Here is a 22162-nt window from a genome sequence, read left to right as displayed (position 1 = left end):
ATGAAATAAGAACAAACGTGAATGTACAGATAAAAAAAGTAATGGCAAAAATCGTTGCCTGAGATTTGCGGAATAAAGAATGTAAAGACTTAGATTTATACAGATTTGAAATCATTTCCCCTTACTCCGCATTGCGAGCTAAAAGTAGTACTCGAGGATCAATATGAACCTGAGAGTAACTTAAAGCATCGAGATTAACTTTGAAGGTGGTTAATCCGCGCTGCGTGTATAAACAAAAAATGCTTCCGGTTTCACAATCAGGATTATTATTGCTAAAAGATAATAGGTTTCTTTGAGGATAAGCATTCACTAAATTTTGCTGTTGTTGAGGCGTGAGATTAGAAAAATAAACTGCCTGACATTGAGATTTCGAAAAATTGACCGCGCTTAATCCTTGAATATGATATTCATAAGCAGATTGTTTGACTTGGCTTTGAAACGCTGCCGTTGCAACAGGATTATCAATGACACATAAGGTTGGTGTAATATTATTTGGCCATTTACTATAACTTAAAATGGCTAAAGTCAGGCTATAAGCATTATGGACAGAAACAGCGCGCACAGTTTCACAGGCCATTAGAATGACCATAGCAACAGCTAAACTTCTTCTTATACTGTAAAACATGTCAATAAAACTTATAAATATGCAACCGTCGTCTAATTCTACTTAAATTAGCTGTTTAAAAAAAGTTCTAAATATTTTTAACGAAAATAATAAAAATTGCTGAATTGTTTTTTAAATTAAGCTGATTGGTGCAAATAACAATCAAACCCGTCGAATATGATCAAAACATAGACGATGGAGTGAGATCTTTAAAAAAAGGGGTTGCGTTGGTTGWGGAATGCTGTAGAATGCGCACTCATCGGCGGTGATGCGGATAAAAACTTGTTGAAAAACAGGGTGTTGGTTGGGTCTTGAGGGATTTGATTGATATTTTGGTAGAGTAGAATGGGTTTTAAAAATATCTAAATTKCCTGTTGACTTTTAAGAGATTGAGAGTAATATAGCCGACCTAGCTTGATGCTGACGAAGCATGAAGAAGATCATTAAGAATATAGAAGAACAACTTGTGTGGATTTTTACTAATTGATTGATCGAAAAATTATCATTGATTGATTGGTTTAAATTACTCGAAGTTTATTTGAGAGAATTTGTCAGTAATTGATGAGCCAGAATTGGCGTCTTGTCTTAACTAAGACGCGAAATGATTTTAACTGAAGAGTTTGATCATGGCTCAGATTGAACGCTGGCGGCAGGCTTAACACATGCAAGTCGAGCGGAGAGAAGTAGCTTGCTACTGATCTTAGCGGCGGACGGGTGAGTAATACTTAGGAATCTGGCTATTAGTGGGGGACAACATTTCGAAAGGGATGCTAATACCGCATACGTCCTACGGGAGAAAGCAGGGGATCAGTAATGACCTTGCGCTAATAGATGAGCCTAAGTCGGATTAGCTAGTTGGTGGGGTAAAGGCCTACCAAGGCGACGATCTGTAGCGGGTCTGAGAGGATGATCCGCCACACTGGGACTGAGACACGGCCCAGACTCCTACGGGAGGCAGCAGTGGGGAATATTGGACAATGGGGGGAACCCTGATCCAGCCATGCCGCGTGTGTGAAGAAGGCCTTATGGTTGTAAAGCACTTTAAGCGAGGAGGAGGGTACTGGTATTAATACTACCAGCTACTGGACGTTACTCGCAGAATAAGCACCGGCTAACTCTGTGCCAGCAGCCGCGGTAATACAGAGGGTGCGAGCGTTAATCGGATTTACTGGGCGTAAAGCGTGCGTAGGCGGCTAATTGAGTCGGATGTGAAATCCCCGAGCTTAACTTGGGAATTGCATTCGATACTGGTTAGCTAGAGTGTGGGAGAGGATGGTAGAATTCCAGGTGTAGCGGTGAAATGCGTAGAGATCTGGAGGAATACCGATGGCGAAGGCAGCCATCTGGCCTAACACTGACGCTGAGGTACGAAAGCATGGGGAGCAAACAGGATTAGATACCCTGGTAGTCCATGCCGTAAACGATGTCTACTAGCCGTTGGTCTCTTTGAGGGATTAGTGGCGCAGCTAACGCGATAAGTAGACCGCCTGGGGAGTACGGTCGCAAGACTAAAACTCAAATGAATTGACGGGGGCCCGCACAAGCGGTGGAGCATGTGGTTTAATTCGATGCAACGCGAAGAACCTTACCTGGTCTTGACATAGTAAGAACTTTCCAGAGATGGATTGGTGCCTTCGGGAACTTACATACAGGTGCTGCATGGCTGTCGTCAGCTCGTGTCGTGAGATGTTGGGTTAAGTCCCGCAACGAGCGCAACCCTTTTCCTTATTTGCCAGCACTTTGGGTGGGAACTTTAAGGATACTGCCAGTGACAAACTGGAGGAAGGCGGGGACGACGTCAAGTCATCATGGCCCTTACGACCAGGGCTACACACGTGCTACAATGGTCGGTACAAAGGGTTGCTACCTAGCGATAGGATGCTAATCTCAAAAAGCCGATCGTAGTCCGGATTGGAGTCTGCAACTCGACTCCATGAAGTCGGAATCGCTAGTAATCGCGGATCAGAATGCCGCGGTGAATACGTTCCCGGGCCTTGTACACACCGCCCGTCACACCATGGGAGTTTGTTGCACCAGAAGTGGATAGTCTAACTGCAAAGAGGACGTTCACCACGGTGTGGCCGATGACTGGGGTGAAGTCGTAACAAGGTAGCCGTAGGGGAACCTGCGGCTGGATCACCTCCTTAACGAAAAGATTGGTTGATTGGTAAGAATCCACAACAAGTTGTTCTTCTGGTATCTGAATGAAAAAGATTTAGAGAGAAGCTTTTAAAAAAGAGCGAGAATCAAACACTACGCACAGCGCAGCTGTTTGTCTTGCGAAACTTTTAAAGCGGTGCTTTAAAACTTTCTCAGGGTCTGTAGCTCAGTTGGTTAGAGCACACGCTTGATAAGCGTGGGGTCACAAGTTCAAGTCTTGTCAGACCCACCATTCTGACGAATAGATTAATGAGTACAGAGTTAAAGATACGTAAATGATATAAGCTGGGGACTTAGCTTAGTTGGTAGAGCGCCTGCTTTGCACGCAGGAGGTCAGGAGTTCGACTCTCCTAGTCTCCACCACGTACTTAAAAGAGTACGGGCTAGAGTAAATTATAGAGCTTAATAAATATAATGATTTATTAAGCTCTGTGATTAATCACAGTTTAATGTAGCTGACGAGGTTACATTAATTCATTAACAGATTGAGAATTGAGTCTGAAATAAATTGTTCACTCAATAACAAAGAGAGAAGAAGTCATTCTGATCTTAGAGTTAATTGAGAACTAGCAAATTAACTGAATCAAGCGTTTTGGTATATGAATTTAGATTGAAGCTGTATGGTGCTTAAATGCACAGTACTTCAAACTGTAATGTTGGTAATACTACTTGTAGGTATTAACGACTGTTTGGGGTTGTATAGTCAAGTAATTAAGTGCATGTGGTGGATGCCTTGGCAGTCAGAGGCGAAGAAAGACGTGATAGCCTGCGAAAAGCTCCGGGGAGGCGGCAAATATCCATTGATCCGGAGATGTCTGAATGGGGGAACCCACCTACTATAAGGTAGGTATCAATAACTGAATACATAGGTTATTGAAGCGAACGAGGGGAAGTGAAACATCTCAGTACCCTTAGGAAAAGAAATCAATTGAGATTCCCTTAGTAGCGGCGAGCGAACGGGGATCAGCCCATTAAGTGATGTGTGTTTTAGCGGAACGCTCTGGGAAGTGCGACCGTAGAGGGTGATAGTCCCGTACACGAAAGGGCACACATCATGATGACGAGTAGGGCGAGGCACGTGAAACCTTGTCTGAATATGGGGGGACCATCCTCCAAGGCTAAATACTCCTGACTGACCGATAGTGAACCAGTACCGTGAGGGAAAGGCGAAAAGAACCCCTGTGAGGGGAGTGAAATAGATCCTGAAACCGCATGCATACAAGCAGTGGGAGCCGACTTGTTCGGTGACTGCGTACCTTTTGTATAATGGGTCAGCGACTTACATTCAGTAGCAAGGTTAACCGCATAGGGGAGCCGTAGAGAAATCGAGTCTTAATAGGGCGAATAGTTGCTGGGTGTAGACCCGAAACCAGGCGATCTATCCATGAGCAGGTTGAAGGTTGGGTAACACTAACTGGAGGACCGAACCCACTGTCGTTGAAAAGCCAGGGGATGACTTGTGGATAGGGGTGAAAGGCTAATCAAGCCTGGTGATAGCTGGTTCTCCCCGAAAGCTATTTAGGTAGCGCCTCGGACGAATACCATAGGGGGTAGAGCACTGTTTCGGCTAGGGGGTCATCCCGACTTACCAAACCGATGCAAACTCCGAATACCTATGAGTACTATCCGGGAGACAGACTGCGGGTGCTAACGTCCGTAGTCAAGAGGAAAACAATCCAGACCGCCAGCTAAGGCCCCAAAATCATAGTTAAGTGGGAAACGATGTGGGAAGGCATAGACAGCTAGGAGGTTGGCTTAGAAGCAGCCACCCTTTAAAGAAAGCGTAATAGCTCACTAGTCGAGTCGGCCTGCGCGGAAGATGTAACGGGGCTAAAACTATGTGCCGAAGCTGCGGATGTAACTTTAAGTTACGTGGTAGGGGAGCGTTCTGTAAGCCGAAGAAGGTGTATTGAGAAGTATGCTGGAGGTATCAGAAGTGCGAATGCTGACGTGAGTAACGACAAAACGGGTGAAAAACCCGTTCGCCGAAAGACCAAGGGTTCCAGTCCAACGTTAATCGGGGCTGGGTGAGTCGACCCCTAAGGCGAGGCCGAAAGGCGTAGTCGATGGGAAATGGGTTAATATTCCCATACTTCTGTGTAATGCGATGAGAGGACGGAGAAGGTTAAGTCAGCCTGGCGTTGGTAGTCCAGGTGGAAGACAGTAGGCATGCATCTTAGGCAAATCCGGGGTGCTCTATGCTGAGAGTCGATATCAAGCTGTACTTGTACAGTGAAGTGGCTGATACCATACTTCCAAGAAAAGTCTCTAAGCTTCAGTTACACAGGAATCGTACCCGAAACCGACACAGGTGGTCAGGTCGAGTAGACCAAGGCGCTTGAGAGAACTCTGCTGAAGGAACTAGGCAAAATGGTACCGTAACTTCGGGAGAAGGTACGCTGCTGAGGGTGATGGGACTTGCTCCCTGAGCGCTTGGCAGCCGCAGAAACCAGGCCGCTGCAACTGTTTATTAAAAACATAGCACTCTGCAAACACGAAAGTGGACGTATAGGGTGTGATGCCTGCCCGGTGCTGGAAGGTTAATTGATGGGGTTAGCGTAAGCGAAGCTCTTGATCGAAGCCCCAGTAAACGGCGGCCGTAACTATAACGGTCCTAAGGTAGCGAAATTCCTTGTCGGGTAAGTTCCGACCTGCACGAATGGCATAATGATGGCGGCGCTGTCTCCAGCAGAGGCTCAGTGAAATCGAAATCGCTGTGAAGATGCAGTGTACCCGCGGCTAGACGGAAAGACCCCGTGAACCTTTACTGCAGCTTGACATTGAACTTTGACCTTACTTGTGTAGGATAGGTGGGAGGCTATGAAGATGTGACGCCAGTTGCATTGGAGCCATCCTTGAAATACCACCCTGGTAATGTTGAGGTTCTAACTCTGCCCCGTAATCCGGGGCGAGGACCATGTCTGGTGGGTAGTTTGACTGGGGCGGTCTCCTCCTAAAGAGTAACGGAGGAGTACGAAGGTGCGCTCAGCGTGGTCGGAAATCACGCGAAGAGTATAAAGGCAAAAGCGCGCTTAACTGCGAGACCCACAAGTCGAGCAGGTACGAAAGTAGGTCTTAGTGATCCGGTGGTTCTGTATGGAAGGGCCATCGCTCAACGGATAAAAGGTACTCTGGGGATAACAGGCTGATACCGCCCAAGAGTTCATATCGACGGCGGTGTTTGGCACCTCGATGTCGGCTCATCTCATCCTGGGGCTGAAGCAGGTCCCAAGGGTATGGCTGTTCGCCATTTAAAGAGGTACGCGAGCTGGGTTTAGAACGTCGTGAGACAGTTCGGTCCCTATCTACCGTGGGCGCTGGAAATTTGAGAGGATCTGCTCCTAGTACGAGAGGACCAGAGTGGACGAACCTCTGGTGTACCGGTTGTGACGCCAGTCGCATCGCCGGGTAGCTATGTTCGGAAGGGATAACCGCTGAAAGCATCTAAGCGGGAAGCCTACCTCAAGATAAGATTTCCCTGTGACTATATGTCACCTAAAGAGCCGTTCAAGACTAGGACGTTGATAGGTTGGATGTGGAAGCATAGTGATATGTGAAGCTGACCAATACTAATTGCTCGTGAGGCTTGACTATACAACACCCAAACAGTTGTTGTATTCAAGATAAATTCGATACGAAACCTTGATTTAGTCAATAAACTAGTTACAATACCGACTCAATTTCCAATCCGTTAATAACTCTTTGGTTCGTAAGTAAGGCATACATTATTAAGTAATGTGAATAAGACCCCAAAGCACCACAACAGTTTGCTGGCGACAATAGCAAGAGTGAACCACCTGATCCCTTCCCGAACTCAGAAGTGAAACCTCTTCGCGCTGATGGTAGTGTGGCGTTAGCCATGTGAGAGTAAGTCATCGCCAGCTTTTAAATCTAAGGCACCCTCATCTTTATACAGATGAGGGTGCTTTTTTTTATAAATAAAATAGATGCAATATATAGAAAATCAAAAGCTTAAGTAACTGTTAATTCCTGAACGATAGCTTGGTTAAAGTATGGAATATCATCGGGATTACGTGAGCTAATCAATAYCCAGCCTCCGGTGTTACATCGATGTACAGTTTCATCYACCCAGTTCGCACCTGCATTTTCAGGCTAGAGATCATACTTTAAATTGATTCAGCTTGATTTAATTTGCCGACGAGCATGTTTAAATGCGGTACGTAAGCCTTCTTCTAGCGTTGGATGATAATAAGGTTGTTCTAAGATCTCATCTAATGTGATTTCCTGTTGAATCATCCAGCAAAGTAAATGAGCCAAATGTTCTGCTGAATGTACAAATAATTCTGCCCCAAGTAGTTTTTGTGTTTTTTTATCTAAATAGACTTCGGCACCACCTCTATTTTTCCCTAATACTAATGCACGGCCTTGTTTCTCATAAGAAACGTAACCTGTCACAAAATCAATATTTTTATCTTGTAACTGACGATAGCTTTGCCCAGCAATAGCCATTTCAGGAGAGCAGAAAACTATACCTAAGGGCGTTAAACTTTTGACATTTTTGGTTTTGGGATAGTGTAGACAGTTATGTACTAATTTTCGCCCTTCATGCGCTGCCTCATGTTGAAGAGGGGTATTTGTATAAGCATCACCAGCAATAAATATGGGTAATTTGCCTAATTGCTTTGTTTCTGGATGAATAGGAAGTTTTTTCACATCAGAAAATTGTGGATCAATTTTATTTAAATTTAGTGAATCTAATAAACTGGAACGCCCCGTGGCGTTAAGTAAATAATCAAACTTTTCTGTTTGTTCTGTTCCATCATGTTTGAAATTTAACTCAACTTGATGATCAGTTAACTTTACAGAATTAGCCAATGTTTCAAAATAGATATTTAACTCTGTAGAAAGTTGTTGTTGTGCCAATTGTTGTAAATTTGGACTAGTTAAAATACCAATGCGTTTGCTACGCGCAAAAATAGCCGTTTTTACACCGAGCCTTGAAAATGCTTGGGCTAACTCGATCGCAATGACGCCGCTACCTATGACTGCTAAAGAGCATGGAAGTTTTTTAAGCTCAAATATTTCATCTGATGTTATAAATTTTTCTTTTAGAATATCTTTCCATTCCTGATTGATGATTGGCCTCGAGCCTACAGCAAGTATGAAAGATTTTGCCTGATAGTGTTTTCCATTGACTTCAATAGTGTTTGAATTCATAAAAGTTGCTTTACCATGTAAGCGATGGTTTTTTAGCCAACTTTGTACATCTTTTATAGTCGCAGTAGTAAAACGATCTCTTAATGCGCGAACATGTGACATGACTTGAGAGGTGTCAAATGAGGATTCAACTGAAATACCAACCTGATTAATGTATTGACTATCATGCATTCGATTAGCTGATGAAATGAGTACTTTACTTGGCATACAACCAACGCGGGCACAGGTCGTATCCCATGGGCCATCGTTAACGATTAAAATATTCTGAGTATATTTAACTGCTTCTTTATATGCACTGATACCTGCTGTACCTGCACCGATAATGATGAGATCGTACATATTCAATCCGTTTGAGTATTGTCTTATATTAAAATATTTCAGTTGCAATAATATATTAAGAAAATTATATGTTTTTTAATTTTCTTAATAAAAAGATTTATTAAATTATGTCAGGATTAGATTGATAAATTATGTTAATTTGAGTAAATTTTCGTATAAAAGGCCATCCATGTTTTTTGGTGGCGAAATATATTATATAAAATGGAAAATACTATGACTTATTTAGCTAATTTGAGAAAATTAGGGGTTAAATCGACAGTTTTAGGATCATCTTTAGCATTAGTTGCTTGTGGTGGTGGCGGTAGTGATGGTTATTATGGTGGAAGCAGCAATTCAAGCAATAATAATTCAAGTAACAACAATAGTAATAATTCCTCAACTGATAGCTCTACTGTAGCTGAAAGTATTGATATTCAGTTAAAAGATACTAGTGGTGCTACTATACAACAGGCAAATGATAATTCTGTTGTACAAATTGCGGTGCAGGTTCTGAATGCCGATAAAGGTGGAATCGCTAATAAGAAGGTAAGATTAGCAATTTCAGATAGTGATAATTTAGGTGTTACCAGTAAGGCTTCTTTAGTTACGACAGGTGACAACGGTTTTGCGATATTTGAAGTCAGTATTCCGACTCTCATCGCTTCGTCTGGTAAGGTGCAATTAACGGCTGTCGTGGATGGTACTACTATCAAGCAAAGCTATACTTTAAATATTAAGAAAACGAGTACCATTGTTAGTGATTATAATCTTAATATTCAGCAAGGCGTAGTATTAAATTTACCTAAAGGTTCAGCAGATATTACTGCAATAGTGACAGATAAAAATGGCGGTGTAAAAGCAGGTGAGTCGATCACTTTAACACTTCCACAAGAAATGCAAGGAAAATTTTCTATCTCAACTGGCTCTAATATCAGTACAGATACTCAAGGAAAGGCAAAATTTACCATTGTTGCAAATTCTGATTTGAGTTCTGATGATATTCAAAAATTTGTATCTACATCACAATCTTTAAGCTTTAAACTGATTGATGAAAATAAAGCAGAAAAAACAGTCTCTGGATCTATTACTTTTAAGGATACTTCTCAAGTTGTCCAAAAACTTGAGTTAATTAAGGCAGATGCTCCAATTGTTGCACAAAATGGAACAACGACTGTTAAAGTACGTGCCAAAAATAGTAATGATATAGCTCTTGCGAATAAAAAAGTTAAACTTGTATTCACGGATAAAAGTGATGCGTATGGGGTGACTATTGATCAAACTGAAGCAGTCACTGATGCAAATGGCTATGCTGTATTTACATTAAAAGCAAATTCAAGTTATCCAGTTGCTTTAACTCAACAGGGCATTAATTTAAAAGCAATATATTCAGATAATTCTGAAATCTTTGCCCAAGATACGATCAGCGTTATTACGGCAGATACCAGTGCAACTGATCAATTGGCTTTGCAACGTTTAGAAATTGCATCTTCATATACGGTTAATGCACAAAATGATACTGTTACAATTCGAGTTAAAGGTATTAATAACAAGGGTGAGGCGGCAACTAAAGGAAAACTAACTTTAAATTTAAATAACGAAGCAAATGCAAACGGGGTTAGTTTTGATGGTAGTTCTGAAAGAGATTTTAGTGCTTCGGTCGAGGGATATATTACTTATACTTTACATACTAATGCTAAGACAGATGCAGCCGTAGCAGCATTAGTTGCAGCTGGCATTACTGCAACATTCAAAACTGATAATGAAATAAGCCAAAGTATTTATATCGACGTCAACCCAGGAGCAAAGGCTAATGATGAAGTCAGATTTTTGTCATTTGAACCAGTAAAAGCATTTGATTATTCACAAAATCAAAATATTACGATTACAGTTCAAGCAAATGGAACTGAAAATGATGGTGGTTTATCAGGACAAACCATTTCTTTAAAACGTATGGGATTATCTGATCAACAACTAGATGCTTTAGGATTGAAAGCGGATGGTTCACTAATACAGACAACAAATGCAGAAGGTTATGCAACTTTTAAATTTAAATATACCTATGCTGGTACAGATGAACAAAAGCAATTAGCATTAGCAGGTGTAAAGCTGTTGGCTACAGCTGCAAATGGGAAAACACAAACGCTATCTTTAAACTTTAAAGAGCCAACAGCATCATCAGAAATTGCACTTGAATCCTTAAATATTGATACTGATGGCATTAAAACATTAGAAGTTAATAAAACAACAACATTAATAGTGAAAGTAAATGCTATTGGAACTGATGGTAAAGCATTTGCAAATAAAGGTATTGGTTTGGGCATAAATACTGCACCTTTGCAAAATGGTGCTGTTATTGCAAATGCAACTCAAGTTACCGATACAAATGGACAAGCAATTTTTACAATTAATGTAACACCTAAAAATACTAAAGAAATAGAGAACCTGATTGCAAATGGTTTAACGATTGTTGCTCAGGCTTCTGGTTCAACAATTTCTGCGACACGTTCTGTTCAATTAATCACTCCTCCAATCATTATTCCTGATCTGGTTAACCTTAGCTTTACTTATGAACCAACAGTTTCTGTATTAGGTGGCGAAGTTCAAGTTAAGGTAGTTGCTACAGATGCCAATGGCAAAACCATTGCAAATACAGCACTAGCAATTGCACTATCAAATTTAGCTGGTTCCCGTGTTTCTTTGTCTGATACGACACTCACGACCAATAGTAAAGGTGAGGCTGTTTTCACGGTAAAAGTTGCTGAAGGTCAATATGATGCTAACCTAATTAAAAATGGAATTGGATTTGCAGTTGTTGGAACAAACCAAAATAATGGTGATCGTGTTCAACAGACTGGAATTATTCAAGTTACAATTCCTAAAGATTCAGTAAATTTACGTTTAACTGCTGACAAAAATGAATTGGAATTAGGTAAAACTTATCAAATCAATGTTGCAGTTAAAGACGAATTAGGTGCAAACACAGGTTATCCAGTGAATTTATCTTTAAATACTGAAGCAATTGCTGCGGGAGTGAAACTCAGTGCCGATTCAGTGGTAACTTCTGCAAATGGCGTGGTTCCTATTTCAATTATCATTCCTAAAGATATTTCTGATTCAGCAAAATCTGCATTATTGTCTTCTGGTATTCAGGTTAAAGGAGCTATAACGAATCCTAAAGGGGAAAAATTAGAGACTACGATTAATTTTGAAGTTGCTGAAGTTATTAATCAGAATCATTTAGTAATTTCAAGTTCAAAAAGTAACCTGAACGTTAGTGGTGATAGATCAATTATTACGGTCACGTTATTAGATAAAAATAATCTTCCAGTACAGAACCAAGATATTACATTAGCAGTTAATAATTCAGCAGGAATTATTATTGGTAATCCTGGAAGTAGCGCTCCATCAAATACAAGTGGTACACCGCAAACATTAAAAACAGATTCTCAAGGGAATGCTTTTTTTTCAGTTGCAGTTGATGGGCAAACTGTTGATGGAGATTTACTTATTGCTAGTGGTATAGAATTAACTGCGAGTAATCAGGATGCTAATGGTGCAATTGCAAAACAGATTGCTCGTTTAGATGCATTTAAACAGCCAACACAACCTGCCGTTGATTTACCTGCACGATATTCATTGCGTATCTCATCAGCGAAACCGACACTTAATGTTCGTAATGATACTTCAGATGTTACTGTAACTTTGGTTGATCAAAATGGTGGTGGTGTTGCGAATCAATATGTAATGCTCGGAATTGATAACTTTGTAGTTAATGGTGCAATTATAGTGGGTCCATCTGGGCTGACTACAGATGCGAATGGACAAGCTGTCTTTAAAATAAAAGTTGATGAAAGTGCTCGTAATACAGGCTACAGTGCAACTAATTTTGCAACAGATGATTTACATTTAAGTGCAAGTTTTAAAGAAGTTGGCTATGTAACTGCGAACCAAGTTTCTCTTATAGATATTGTACAAGCGGTTGTTCAAAACCCTGTGGCATCGATTGTAATTGGTGTAAATCCAACTGAAGTTGGGACTTCAAGCGATGGTATATACTACTCTCGGAATATGTCAGTAAGTGTGGTTGATAAGGATGGAAAACCATTGAATAATCAATCTGTTACGATGGATATAACTCCAACCTTTTATTCTAAAGGGCAATATGTCTGGAGAAATGCACTTCTACAAGGTACAACAGATGGTAAGCCTCAATGGATAACAGCGGGACAGAATTATTATGATTTAAGTAGCGCAAATGTATATGTCAAAAATGGCGTTGCTTTGAATAATAACAGTACACCAGATGATACTTCTGACGACTTTGTTATTAATTTAAGTACAACATCAGTCAGAGATTGTGCAATAGGATCTTTAAATGCGATTACTAATAATGAGGTCAATAGTATACCCGTACAAGTTCCAACATTTGTTGGAGGTAACGGGGCTACTGCTACTTATACAACAGATGCCCAAGGTAAATTTGACTTTGTAATTCGATATCCAAAGATCTATGCACGATGGTTAAATGTACAAATTGGAGCATCAACTACGGTTGCATCTTTGCCAAATCGGACTACTTATAATTTAGGGCTACCTTCAGTGAATTCCGATTATAGTACTGATGGTAGTTATGGGCCTAATTTGAAGAGTCCGTATGGGATTAACACAGGGTCTTGCCCATAAATTTCATAAAACAGCGCTTCGGCGCTGTTTTTTATATCCCAGTTCCTACCATCACACTGGCTGTGGGGCGTACATTTACAGTACTGCAAGCAGTGAATGTTATACAGCAGAATATTAGGCTAAGATACAAAACTTTAGTCATCCAGTAAGTCCATTTGTTTAGCCAACTGATATAAATTATTCGAACGATTACCTGTACGACAGAACATTAAAATTGGTTTTGGTAACTCATGATAATGATTGGCAAAATTACGTACGTCTAACTCAGAAATCTGTCCAGCAATGACAGGCTGATAAACATAGTCAAGTCCTACATTACGGGCAGCTTCTTCGATTTGAGCACTGGTCGGTTGTTCTGGACCACCTTCCATATCAGGTCGGTTATTAATGATGGATTTAAAGCCTTTTTCGACCACTTGTTCCATATGTTCTGGGCCAATTTGACCTGCAAAACCAACATTATCCGTCATTTCGTCACTCCAAAATTTAAAAAAACGTTTATGCTGTATCATAGCACTAAGCACCCTGTCACTTTAAACAGTGCTTTTAAAATATATAACGACCGATAACCAAAATATAACGCATTGGAGCGCGTATGCCTGCTTATACAGTTGAGCCGCTGTATGTTCCCATTGGTCAAGAGACCATAGCTGCTGACTTCTATCGTCCCAAAGCAGATCGGAAACCTGCTGTGATCATCATGGCACATGAATTTGCCGCATTACGCCAGTTTAAATTGATTCAGTACGCACAAAAATTTGCTCAGGCTGGCTATGCGGTGGTGCTATTTGATTATCGTTATTGGGGCGGAAGCACAGGAAAGCCCAGAGAACTTATTTCACTTAAAGATCAGATCGAAGACTGGAAAACAGTTATTCAATATATAAGTAGCTGTAAATGGGTAGATCAGCGACGTATTGTACTTTGGGGAACTGGACTCAGTGGTGGTTATGTCCTCAATCTAGCCAGTGAATTAAAAAATATTTCTTCAATTATGGTACAGGTGCCTTTTGTGGATGGTGCTGAAACCGCCAAAATTTATCCAATCCAGCAATTACCCAAAGCACTTAAATTATCTAGTCAGGATTATATGGGGGCAAAGGTTGGATTAAACCCACGAACCTTGCCCGTCGTGGCACAACAACAGCTTTCCTTTTTTCCAACGCCTGATAGCTATCAAGGATATTTATCGATTCTAAATCCTGATTACTATTGGAGTGGTGAAGTTCCTGCCCGCGCATTATTTCAACTGATTCGTTATCGGCCGATTCAATCTGTACGCGATATTAGTATTCCAGTCTTATTCATTGTCGCGAAACTGGATAGTCTGGTTCCTATAGATTCGAGTCGTGAAGCTGCGACCAATATCGCACCGTTTGTGACGTATCATGAATGGGATATGTATCATTTTGATATTTATCATGGCAAATGGTTTGAAAAAGCAGTAGCAACCCAATTAGAATTTTTACATCAACATACTGGAGTGACTTGATATGATTATTGTTTGTCCAAGCTGCGGTGCTAAAAATCGGGTCGCTGAAGAAAAATTAAATGCAGATCCTAAATGTGGCCAATGCCATACCGCACTGATTCCACTTGCACCGATTGAGCTGAATGAGCAAAACTTCAGTCATTATGTAAGCAATAGTGATTTACCCATTCTGATCGATTTATGGGCAGATTGGTGTGGGCCATGCAAGATGATGGCACCTCATTTTGCTCAGGTTGCAGCACAGAATCCACATGTTATTTTCGCCAAAATTGATACTGAAGCTTCACCGCGTTTAAGTCAGGCTTTTCATGTCCGTAGTATTCCGACACTGGTTTTGATGAATAAAACCAACGAAATTGGTAGAATAAGCGGCGCGCTTCGATCCAGTGAGTTACAGCAGTGGCTGGATCAGCAATTACAAGCCCAAGTTCGGAGTTAATGTGTCAGAGTCTCTCAAAAAGCCTGAAGGAACTTTATCCCTTCAAACCATTGCAATGCCTGCCGATACCAACTGGAGTGGTGATGTTTTTGGCGGTTGGATTGTCTCACAAATGGATTTGGCAGGCGCAATTCATGCAGAACGTTTTAGTAAAGGACGTTGTGCAACCATTTCAATTAATCAGATGACTTTCCTTGTTCCTGTTAAAGTTGGTGATGTGATTAGTTGTTACACCAAACTTCTAAAAGTGGGAAATACTTCAATTCAGATCCAGATTGAAGTTTGGGATAGTCACGATGAATCTCGTCAACCCAAACAAGTGACGGAGGGAATTTTTACCTTTGTGGCGGTGGATGTAAAAGGTAATAAACGACAGATTCCTGAAGAAGTTAAGCAGAAATTTTTAGCAGTTTAATTTACAAACTAAAGTTTCCAAAAAGTTCAGCATGATGCTGAGCTTTTTTATGAGTTTTATTTACACTTAGAAATATTCAACTATGTACTTTTCACATAAATAGATAAAGCTCGGAAGGTTTCATCCGATACAATACTTTGATTTGGATCAATGATATGGCAGAAGAATTATCGCTACAACAGGGCAATAAAGCTGAACAATACCAAAGCCTGATTCCACAACTTCAGGCCATTGTTGCAGATGAAAGTGATGTGATCGCCAATCTTGCCAATATTTGTGCGGCATTAAAGCAACAATTTAACTGGTTTTGGATTGGATTTTATCTGGTTAAGGATAATGAATTAGTCTTGGGGCCATTTCAGGGGCCAATCGCTTGTACACGGATCGCAAAAGGGCGGGGCGTTTGCGGTACAGCATGGCAGCAGCAGAACGTTATGATCGTGCCAGATGTGGAGCAATTTCCGGGACATATTGCTTGTAGCTCTGATTCAAAATCTGAAATTGTTTTACCTGTGATGAAGCAGAATAAATGTGTTGCAGTATTAGATATTGATAGCGATGCATTGGATAGCTTTGATGAAGTAGATGCTGAATATTTAAAACAAATCGTTGCAATCGTAGAGCATTTTATTTAGTGATCAAAAATAAAGATTAAAAAGACTAAAGCCCAAATACATGTTTGGGCTTTAGTTATTACATATAAATTATTTTGGACGTTTAGGTAACCATGCCCATAACATTTCACAATGAATCGGTTCATTTGAACCGTCGTCAATGACCGTCACAGGAATCAATAATTCACCTTTTTCATTATCCGCAATAAATTTTTGCTGTTCAGGCGATAAAGTTGCTGTTGCCGTTAATCCACCTTGTACCACTTTTAAATAATCGACATGCAGTGATTTAATGAGCAAAATTCGATTATCCGGGACATGCAGCCCTGTTAAAAAGCCTGTCGCAGTTTCAGCGAGTAATGCCATTGCAGCAGCATGTACACCTTTAATGTGGTTTTGCATATTGCGCTGATTTTCCAGACGCACCACGACATGGTCTTGATCAACTTCTAGATAACGAATATTGGCGGTTCCGACCATGGGTACAATCCGACCAAAGGCTTTACTCCAGAGTGTACTACGAATACTTTTCGGAAATTTTGACGTGGTTTTCACCAGTTTTGATAAACGATTGGCCTGTGACATAGTGCATCCTGTGTAAAAAGAACAGCGCTGAAATTAATCTTTAAAGTTATTAAACTGCAAGGGAAGACCAAACTGCTGTTCCTTTAGAAAAGCCATGACCTGTTGTAAAGTGTCACGTTTTTTATCGGTCACACGAATTTTGTCTCCCTGTATAGAAGATTGCACTTTGATACCACTTTCTTTAATGGCTTTATTAATTTTTTTTGCGGTATCTGAGTCAAGTCCATCTTTGAGTTTGATTACTTGTACTACATTTTTTCCTGAAGCTGTGGCCTTTTGCGGATCAAGTGCTTGAACATCAATTTTACGTTTATAGAAATGATTTTCTAGCATGTTATAGACTTGTTCGCATTGAAAATCACTTTCTGTACTGATTTTAATTTCTTTGGATTTTTCATTCAGTTCAATAGAAACATCTTGTCCACGGAAATCGAAACGTGTTGCGATTTCTTTTTGAGTATTTTGAACCGCGTGATTAACTTCAAATAACTCTAATTCAGAAACAATATCGAAAGAAGGCATAGCTTAGACCTTTGCAAAGTGAAAGAATATCTGAGATGCTAGGGATGTTTTCTTCATTTGCCAAGTGTTGTTTACATCAAAGGAGTGCGCAATGATCCGTAAACAAGAAATTACGACATTTGAGTTCCCAGAAAATGCCATTATCTGGGATGTCCGTGACGCAAAATCATATGCTGAAGGGCATGTTAAAGGCGCAATAAATCAACCTATTAATGATTTAAAGTCCGATAGTCTGACTCAGGTGGCTGCGGATCAGCCGATTTATATTTTATGCGGTGGCGGTAGTAAAGCACCACGTGCGGCGGAATTACTTGATGGTTTTGATGCTGCACGCGAATATGTCATTCTGATGGGAGGAACCCGCGCTGCCAAAGATGCAGGTTTACCTTTAGAGCAGGGCAATTCATAAAAAAAGCACCCTCGGGTGCTTTTTTTATTATATTTTAAATCAAGTTTTAGAAGCGGTAACCAATTTTTAAACCATAAGCGATGGCATGATTATCGGTAAAATCAGCGACATACTCAGAAGTACCAAATTGTGCTCCAGATTGTGCTTTGGCATCACCCAACCAAAAATATTTTACACCACCTGCAATAAAATAGTTTGGCGCTGGACTAAATTGCGCTCCTAGACCAACATTCCAATAACCTTCTGTTGGGCCAAGTGTTGTCACTGGATTACCTGCGCCAGAGTCCCAGCCTACTGAAATATTGCCCGCCCATTGCTCTGTTAGTTTACGGCCAACCCCTACATTTGCAGACCATTGATCATCTGTATAAGCGACCAGATCAAAACCATTTGGTTTATTAACTGTCGGACTTTGACCAGCAATCAGGCTTGCTTTACCAAATTTATCTGGACGGATTGAAAAATCTTTCCAGTTCACCCAGCGCACATTTGCAAAAGCAACCGTGTCAGCCATGATTCCTGTCTGGAAGTCTAAGTTTGCTGACTGAGGTGTGGTAATGTCGGTTTTATTTGGTGTTAAGAAGTTTAATGCACCAAAGCTTCCCGCAGAATTGAAAGTCTCTCTGGCATTGACTGAGTGTTCGATTTCAGAACGATAAGTCAAAGACGTTTTTAACGCAATCTCAGGCAGCTGGAATGCAACACCTGCTAGCCAGCCCACATCACCCGTTTCTTTAATGTTGGCATTGTAACCACCAAATGTTGCATTTCCACCATAAGCTGTACCTCGTAATTGGACGCTACCTTTAACGGTTTGATAGGCAGCACCACCATAAATATTCCAGTTTACAGTAGGTTGAAAACCTAGAATAAACGACAAATTTTGAGTAGTTACATCAACTTCAGTCCCTTCGCTACCATTATGGAATGCTCCATGACCAGCTAAAGCAGCCGCGGCTCCAGGCAGTACCGTAGGTAGTGCTGCGGTTGTAGTTGAATAAGTGGCTTTAGCTCCAAATGGCTGATCATAAAGTAAGCCAAAAGAAAAGTTTGGATGAAGCTGTAATTTTAATGCTGCATTATAAAATTGATAGTCATCTGCCATTTCACCAGTACTCGTGTTTGAGAGTAATGGCAGTGCTGCATTAGGATAATTGTCTTTGGTTTTGCCAGAAACATCAGGATCTAGAATTGAGATACCAGCTTCAAAATAGTTACCAGGTTGTAGAAATGCCGATATGGATTGACCTGAACGATCCAAAGCTGCTGCAAAAACCCCTGTTGCAGGCAGCGATGCCATGATAATGGCTGTGGTTAAATGTTTTAATTTCATTCTAATCTTTCCTTGAACAACAAAAGTAATTTATTGCTTATTTCCAAGCAATTACAGTTCTAATTTTTGGAGAAGTAAGTTCCATACAGGGAATTAATCTTCACTCCATGCAACAAAAATAACACAATTAAAATAAGAGTAAATGCTCTATGTTGCATAGTCAGTAAAAAAACTGTTTTAGCAATAATTTGATACAGAATTTTATTGAGTTTTAAAAAAGAGCTTAAAAATAATAATGATATAATTCAATAAATTAATTTATTTGTCTTAAATGTTTAATTGTCTCTAATTAACAAATAACTAGACGCTACAGTCAAAGATTTATTTTGATGATTATGAGTGATTTGATCGAAATCGGATTTGTTCATCCAGATTTATCAATGAAGAATTGGTTTTTGATGGTTTTATTAAGTATTTTTTAAGATTTATGTTGATTTTTTATTTTTATCTAAAATATATTCATAACAAAGCTCTAATCTTTATTTTAAAAGGAACTTTTATAACTTGCGCTTTAGGTCAGGTGAGACGCATATGATTTCATTCATCCAGAAGCTGGCAGTTAACCATCCATTTAATTCCAAATTGGTCGCTAAAAGCGCCATACAGTACGCCCCAAAAGGTTTTTTGTAACGGCATTTCAATAACTCCACCTATGGAAAGTAGATTGAATAGGCGGCGGGCTTCGTTATCATTATTTTCGAGATTAATGGAAATGTAGTGATTATTGCCTTTATTTAAGATGGCATTTGCTGGACTACAAAATTGCTCATTGACATCAGAGCCCATGAGTACTGTAAATTCGTTGATAGGCAGCGAAACATGCAATATTAGACTTTTCTGTGAATCTGACAATACAATTCCTTCCTGAGGTGGAAGGTCATCATATCGAGTCAATACTGAAAACTCTCCACCGAAAATCGATTGGTAGAAGGTAAATGCTGCTTCGGCTTTACCGTTGAAATTAAGATAATGATTGAACTGCATAAGATTTAACCCTGTTATTTTTATTTATTGTGACTTGAGTGACTATAATTTTAAAACTGAATAAAAAACAGTCTTATTTTGTATATTTATAAAAAATCCCGCCTTAGCGGGATTGGTGACATCATACAATAACAATAGATTATAGTAACTCAATAGCAACTGCTGTTGCTTCACCACCACCGATACATAGTGCGGCAACACCCTTTTTTCCGCCTGTACGTTTTAGTGCATGAATCAACGTCAAAATAATCCGTGAACCTGTTGAGCCGACAGGGTGTCCTAAAGCACACGCGCCTCCATGAATATTGACCTTTTCAGGATCAAGTTTGAAATCATCAATAGCGCACATGGTGACCATTGCAAAAGCTTCATTGATTTCCCAGAGATCTACATCCTGAGCATCCCAACCTGCTTTTTTAAGAACTTTGGCGATTGCGCCTACAGGAGCAATGGTAAACTCTGATGGATGTTGAGAGTTTGATGCGGTGGCTACAATTTTAGCTAATGGTTGTAAACCACGCTGTTTGGCAATTTCACTATAAGTAAGCACAAGTGCAGAAGCACCATCAGAAATTGAACTTGCATTGGCAGCAGTAATGGTTCCGTCTTTGGCAAATGCGGGTTTTAAGGAAGGAATTTTGTCAATTTTGGCCTTTAAAGGCTGTTCATCTTGATCAATCTTAACGTCACCTTTACGTGACGAAATCGTCACAGGCACAATTTCATCTTTAAAATAACCTTCAGTAATGGCAGTTTGGGCACGTTTGAGTGAGCGAATAGCAAATTCATCCATTTGTTCGCGCGTGTATCCACGTGTATTGGCCATATCCTGAGCAAAAGACCCCATTAAGCGACCAGTTTCTGCATCTTCAAGACCATCAAAAAACATATGATCTTTAATTTCACCATGCCCCATACGATAACCTGCTCGAGCTTTAGGTAAAATATAAGGTGCATTGGTCATGGATTCCATACCGCCCGCCACTACGATTTCGGCACTACCTGCTTTAATCATATCAGTAGCTTGCATTACTGCTTTCATACCAGAGCCACATAACTTATTGATCGTTACGGCACCCGTTGAGTCAGGTAAACCTGCTTGACGCATCGCTTGGCGTGCAGGGCCTTGCTTCAAACCTGCGGGTAATACACACCCCATGATGACTTCTTGAATATCTGTAGGCTGTAGGCCTGCGCGTTGAACAGCTTCACGGATGGTGACTGCGCCTAGTTCTGGTGCTGTCGAAGGAGATAAATCTCCCTGAAATCCACCCATTGCGGTACGAGCGCCATTTACAATTACGATATCAGTCACAATGATTTCTCCCTCAATGATTTAAAGCTTACATTTTCTTCTAAGAAGTATATTAAAAAAGCAGACCTAGAAAATTGACTTAAAAGACCAGAACCTAGACTGAACAGTTTTCTTAACAATTTGCTAAAGGTTCATCTCGAGGATGTCCCATTCGACTCAATGTTAATTTACGATGATTATGATATTGATCAGAACAATACTGAAAAGTACCATTTGAAGATAAAGGAAGTCCTGAGTTTCCTTCAAAAATGATTCTTCTATTACCAAACCCCCGCCATGACAGAGTGCCGTATCTCAATTGCATGTTCTCAAAGGCTAATATAGGTTCATCTAAGTCATAGTCTCGATTTTTATTCTTATCGATAAAAACCATATAACCATTATTCCAATCGTTATTACACTCTTTAAAGCTAGTGCTGGCACACAAAATAATGTTTTGTCTAAATAACAAAGACTCATGTTTGGCTTTTTGTATGTAAAGTGTGAGTGTTTTGGGGACTTTTTTTGCTTCTTGTGCAGCCATATATTGATGATAAGAGGGTATGGCAAAAGAGGCAATTACAGCAATTACAATGATTACCACGCTAATTTCAATTAACGAGAATCCACAATTTTTATTTTTCATGTTAAGAATACGTCCGTCTTATGTAATTTTTTTTGTTTTTTAACAGTAGATTAAGTACAAAACATTGAAAAAAAGATCGAATTGAAATATTTATTACTTAAGCGTTTGAATACTGTTAAAATAAAGAAAGCGTGAAGATAAGCTATTCACAACAATAAATTGAGTAAATAGTTACCGAATTACAACGGAAATTGTAAGTAATTTTGTCAATAATTTACTTGATTAAAGTTATCAAGCACTTGGAAATCAGTTTAAGTGTTTGTATGATTCAACGTGAGTAGCTTAAAAATAATACTGGGGTATATAAAAAGTTATCTCAGGGCCATAAAAATTTTAGGCTGAGCTTGAATAACAAACAATTTGTTTATCTCTGGAGGATATCCATGAAATTGAGTCGTATTGCACTTGCTACTATGCTTGCTGCTGTTCCATTCGCTGCTGTAAATGCTGGCGTTACCGTAACTCCTTTATTGCTTGGTTATACTT

General features: G+C 40.0%; 16 protein-coding genes, 2 tRNA genes, 3 rRNA genes and 1 pseudogene. 12 read left to right on the top strand and 10 right to left on the bottom strand.

The window, feature by feature from the left end; genetic code table 11:
- Positions 1 to 121 precede the first annotated feature (121 nt).
- Entirely contained in the window at positions 122 to 589 is a 468-nt protein-coding gene (locus JR005_RS02520; protein WP_125269865.1) for a YfiR family protein, read from the bottom strand.
- A 623-nt stretch (positions 590 to 1212) separates the two neighbouring features.
- On the opposite strand from JR005_RS02520, the gene JR005_RS02515 reads away from it, so the two are divergent.
- From JR005_RS02515 to rrf, 5 genes are all read left to right on the top strand, one after another.
- A 16S ribosomal RNA gene (locus JR005_RS02515) occupies positions 1213 to 2751 on the top strand.
- 168 nt (positions 2752 to 2919) lie between these two features.
- A tRNA-Ile gene (locus tag JR005_RS02510) sits at positions 2920 to 2996 on the top strand.
- 55 nt (positions 2997 to 3051) lie between these two features.
- Positions 3052 to 3127 (top strand) — tRNA-Ala (locus tag JR005_RS02505).
- Between the two features lie 338 nt (positions 3128 to 3465).
- Positions 3466 to 6358: ribosomal RNA gene (locus tag JR005_RS02500) — 23S ribosomal RNA — on the top strand.
- A 175-nt stretch (positions 6359 to 6533) separates the two neighbouring features.
- Positions 6534 to 6648, top strand: a 5S ribosomal RNA gene (rrf, locus tag JR005_RS02495).
- Together the 16S, 23S and 5S rRNA genes with 2 tRNA genes alongside form the textbook arrangement of a ribosomal RNA operon.
- An 88-nt stretch (positions 6649 to 6736) precedes the next feature.
- On the opposite strand, the pseudogene JR005_RS14395 reads toward rrf, so the two are convergent.
- A pseudogene (locus tag JR005_RS14395) lies at positions 6737 to 6874 on the bottom strand (protease); the annotation flags it as partial.
- A gap of 27 nt (positions 6875 to 6901) precedes the next feature.
- Entirely contained in the window at positions 6902 to 8281 is a 1380-nt protein-coding gene (locus JR005_RS02490; RefSeq protein ID WP_125269864.1) for a dihydrolipoyl dehydrogenase, read from the bottom strand.
- 213 nt (positions 8282 to 8494) lie between these two features.
- Between JR005_RS02490 and JR005_RS02485 the strand changes: the two genes are divergently transcribed.
- The gene (locus JR005_RS02485; RefSeq protein WP_218665511.1) at positions 8495 to 12943 is read left to right on the top strand and encodes a beta strand repeat-containing protein; all 4449 of its coding nucleotides are present in this window, start codon (positions 8495 to 8497) and stop codon (positions 12941 to 12943) included.
- Positions 12944 to 13077: 134 nt separating this feature from the next.
- Here JR005_RS02485 and JR005_RS02480 read toward each other — a convergent pair whose 3' ends face one another.
- Positions 13078 to 13413: a TIGR01244 family sulfur transferase gene (locus tag JR005_RS02480; RefSeq protein WP_125269235.1), complete on the bottom strand. Its 336-nt coding sequence runs from the start codon at positions 13411 to 13413 to the stop codon at positions 13078 to 13080.
- 125 nt (positions 13414 to 13538) lie between these two features.
- Here JR005_RS02480 and JR005_RS02475 point away from each other — a divergent pair, with 125 nt between their 5' ends.
- The 4 genes from JR005_RS02475 (at position 13539) to JR005_RS02460 (ending at position 15924) form a co-directional block, all read left to right on the top strand.
- The gene (locus JR005_RS02475) at positions 13539 to 14435 is read left to right on the top strand and encodes an alpha/beta hydrolase (protein WP_125269234.1); all 897 of its coding nucleotides are present in this window, start codon (positions 13539 to 13541) and stop codon (positions 14433 to 14435) included.
- Position 14436: 1 nt separating this feature from the next.
- Positions 14437 to 14874, top strand: coding sequence for a thioredoxin TrxC (gene trxC / locus JR005_RS02470; RefSeq protein WP_119686974.1), 438 nt, complete (start codon positions 14437 to 14439; stop codon positions 14872 to 14874).
- A 1-nt stretch (position 14875) separates the two neighbouring features.
- Positions 14876 to 15289 (top strand): acyl-CoA thioesterase, encoded by a 414-nt coding sequence (locus tag JR005_RS02465; protein WP_004991224.1) that lies wholly within the window; start codon positions 14876 to 14878, stop codon positions 15287 to 15289.
- Between the two features lie 155 nt (positions 15290 to 15444).
- Positions 15445 to 15924 carry a GAF domain-containing protein gene (locus JR005_RS02460; protein ID WP_125269233.1) on the top strand — a complete coding sequence of 160 codons (480 nt, stop codon included), beginning with the start codon at positions 15445 to 15447 and terminating at the stop codon, positions 15922 to 15924.
- Positions 15925 to 15993: 69 nt separating this feature from the next.
- Here the strand turns inward: JR005_RS02460 and JR005_RS02455 are convergent, their stop codons facing one another.
- Positions 15994 to 16488, bottom strand: a complete 495-nt coding sequence (locus JR005_RS02455; RefSeq protein ID WP_004991219.1) for a DUF4442 domain-containing protein — start codon at positions 16486 to 16488, stop codon at positions 15994 to 15996.
- A 33-nt stretch (positions 16489 to 16521) separates the two neighbouring features.
- Entirely contained in the window at positions 16522 to 17010 is a 489-nt protein-coding gene (locus tag JR005_RS02450) for a YajQ family cyclic di-GMP-binding protein (RefSeq protein ID WP_004991216.1), read from the bottom strand.
- Positions 17011 to 17101: 91 nt separating this feature from the next.
- Between JR005_RS02450 and JR005_RS02445 the strand changes: the two genes are divergently transcribed.
- Positions 17102 to 17419: a rhodanese-like domain-containing protein gene (locus JR005_RS02445; protein ID WP_004991214.1), complete on the top strand. Its 318-nt coding sequence runs from the start codon at positions 17102 to 17104 to the stop codon at positions 17417 to 17419.
- A gap of 46 nt (positions 17420 to 17465) precedes the next feature.
- Here the strand turns inward: JR005_RS02445 and JR005_RS02440 are convergent, their stop codons facing one another.
- The 4 genes from JR005_RS02440 to JR005_RS02425 all read right to left on the bottom strand — a co-directional run bounded on the left by JR005_RS02440 (position 17466) and on the right by JR005_RS02425 (position 21676).
- Positions 17466 to 18752: an OmpP1/FadL family transporter gene (locus JR005_RS02440; RefSeq protein ID WP_005002709.1), complete on the bottom strand. Its 1287-nt coding sequence runs from the start codon at positions 18750 to 18752 to the stop codon at positions 17466 to 17468.
- Between the two features lie 537 nt (positions 18753 to 19289).
- Positions 19290 to 19736 (bottom strand): VOC family protein, encoded by a 447-nt coding sequence (locus JR005_RS02435; RefSeq protein WP_004991211.1) that lies wholly within the window; start codon positions 19734 to 19736, stop codon positions 19290 to 19292.
- A 139-nt stretch (positions 19737 to 19875) separates the two neighbouring features.
- Entirely contained in the window at positions 19876 to 21051 is a 1176-nt protein-coding gene (locus tag JR005_RS02430) for a thiolase family protein (protein WP_004991210.1), read from the bottom strand.
- Positions 21052 to 21163: 112 nt separating this feature from the next.
- Entirely contained in the window at positions 21164 to 21676 is a 513-nt protein-coding gene (locus JR005_RS02425) for a GspH/FimT family protein (protein WP_004991208.1), read from the bottom strand.
- Between the two features lie 383 nt (positions 21677 to 22059).
- Between JR005_RS02425 and JR005_RS14390 the strand changes: the two genes are divergently transcribed.
- On the top strand, positions 22060 to 22162 hold a 103-nt coding region (locus JR005_RS14390; RefSeq protein ID WP_228731780.1), incomplete at its 3' end, for a hypothetical protein.

The sequence above is a fragment of the Acinetobacter sp. Colony158 genome (assembly GCF_019264745.1).
In the GTDB taxonomy this organism is placed as follows: domain Bacteria; phylum Pseudomonadota; class Gammaproteobacteria; order Pseudomonadales; family Moraxellaceae; genus Acinetobacter; species Acinetobacter ursingii.
This window is presented reverse-complemented; position numbering and strand designations above follow the sequence as displayed.

Excerpts from the sequence above, each read along its gene's own strand:
- JR005_RS02520 (WP_125269865.1), bottom strand. The coding sequence starts at position 589 with ATGGTCATTCTAATGGCCTGTGAAACTGTGCGCGCTGTTTCTGTCCAT.
- JR005_RS02460 (WP_125269233.1), top strand. The coding sequence starts at position 15,445 with ATGGCAGAAGAATTATCGCTACAACAGGGCAATAAAGCTGAACAATAC.
- JR005_RS02480 (WP_125269235.1), bottom strand. The coding sequence starts at position 13,413 with ATGACGGATAATGTTGGTTTTGCAGGTCAAATTGGCCCAGAACATATG.
- JR005_RS02435 (WP_004991211.1), bottom strand. The coding sequence starts at position 19,736 with ATGCAGTTCAATCATTATCTTAATTTCAACGGTAAAGCCGAAGCAGCA.
- JR005_RS02455 (WP_004991219.1), bottom strand. The coding sequence starts at position 16,488 with ATGTCACAGGCCAATCGTTTATCAAAACTGGTGAAAACCACGTCAAAA.
- JR005_RS02445 (WP_004991214.1), top strand. The coding sequence starts at position 17,102 with ATGATCCGTAAACAAGAAATTACGACATTTGAGTTCCCAGAAAATGCC.
- JR005_RS02490 (WP_125269864.1), bottom strand. The coding sequence starts at position 8,281 with ATGTACGATCTCATCATTATCGGTGCAGGTACAGCAGGTATCAGTGCA.
- JR005_RS02450 (WP_004991216.1), bottom strand. The coding sequence starts at position 17,010 with ATGCCTTCTTTCGATATTGTTTCTGAATTAGAGTTATTTGAAGTTAAT.
- JR005_RS02440 (WP_005002709.1), bottom strand. The coding sequence starts at position 18,752 with ATGAAATTAAAACATTTAACCACAGCCATTATCATGGCATCGCTGCCT.
- JR005_RS02485 (WP_218665511.1), top strand. The coding sequence starts at position 8,495 with ATGACTTATTTAGCTAATTTGAGAAAATTAGGGGTTAAATCGACAGTT.
- trxC (WP_119686974.1), top strand. The coding sequence starts at position 14,437 with ATGATTATTGTTTGTCCAAGCTGCGGTGCTAAAAATCGGGTCGCTGAA.
- JR005_RS02475 (WP_125269234.1), top strand. The coding sequence starts at position 13,539 with ATGCCTGCTTATACAGTTGAGCCGCTGTATGTTCCCATTGGTCAAGAG.
- JR005_RS02425 (WP_004991208.1), bottom strand. The coding sequence starts at position 21,676 with ATGAAAAATAAAAATTGTGGATTCTCGTTAATTGAAATTAGCGTGGTA.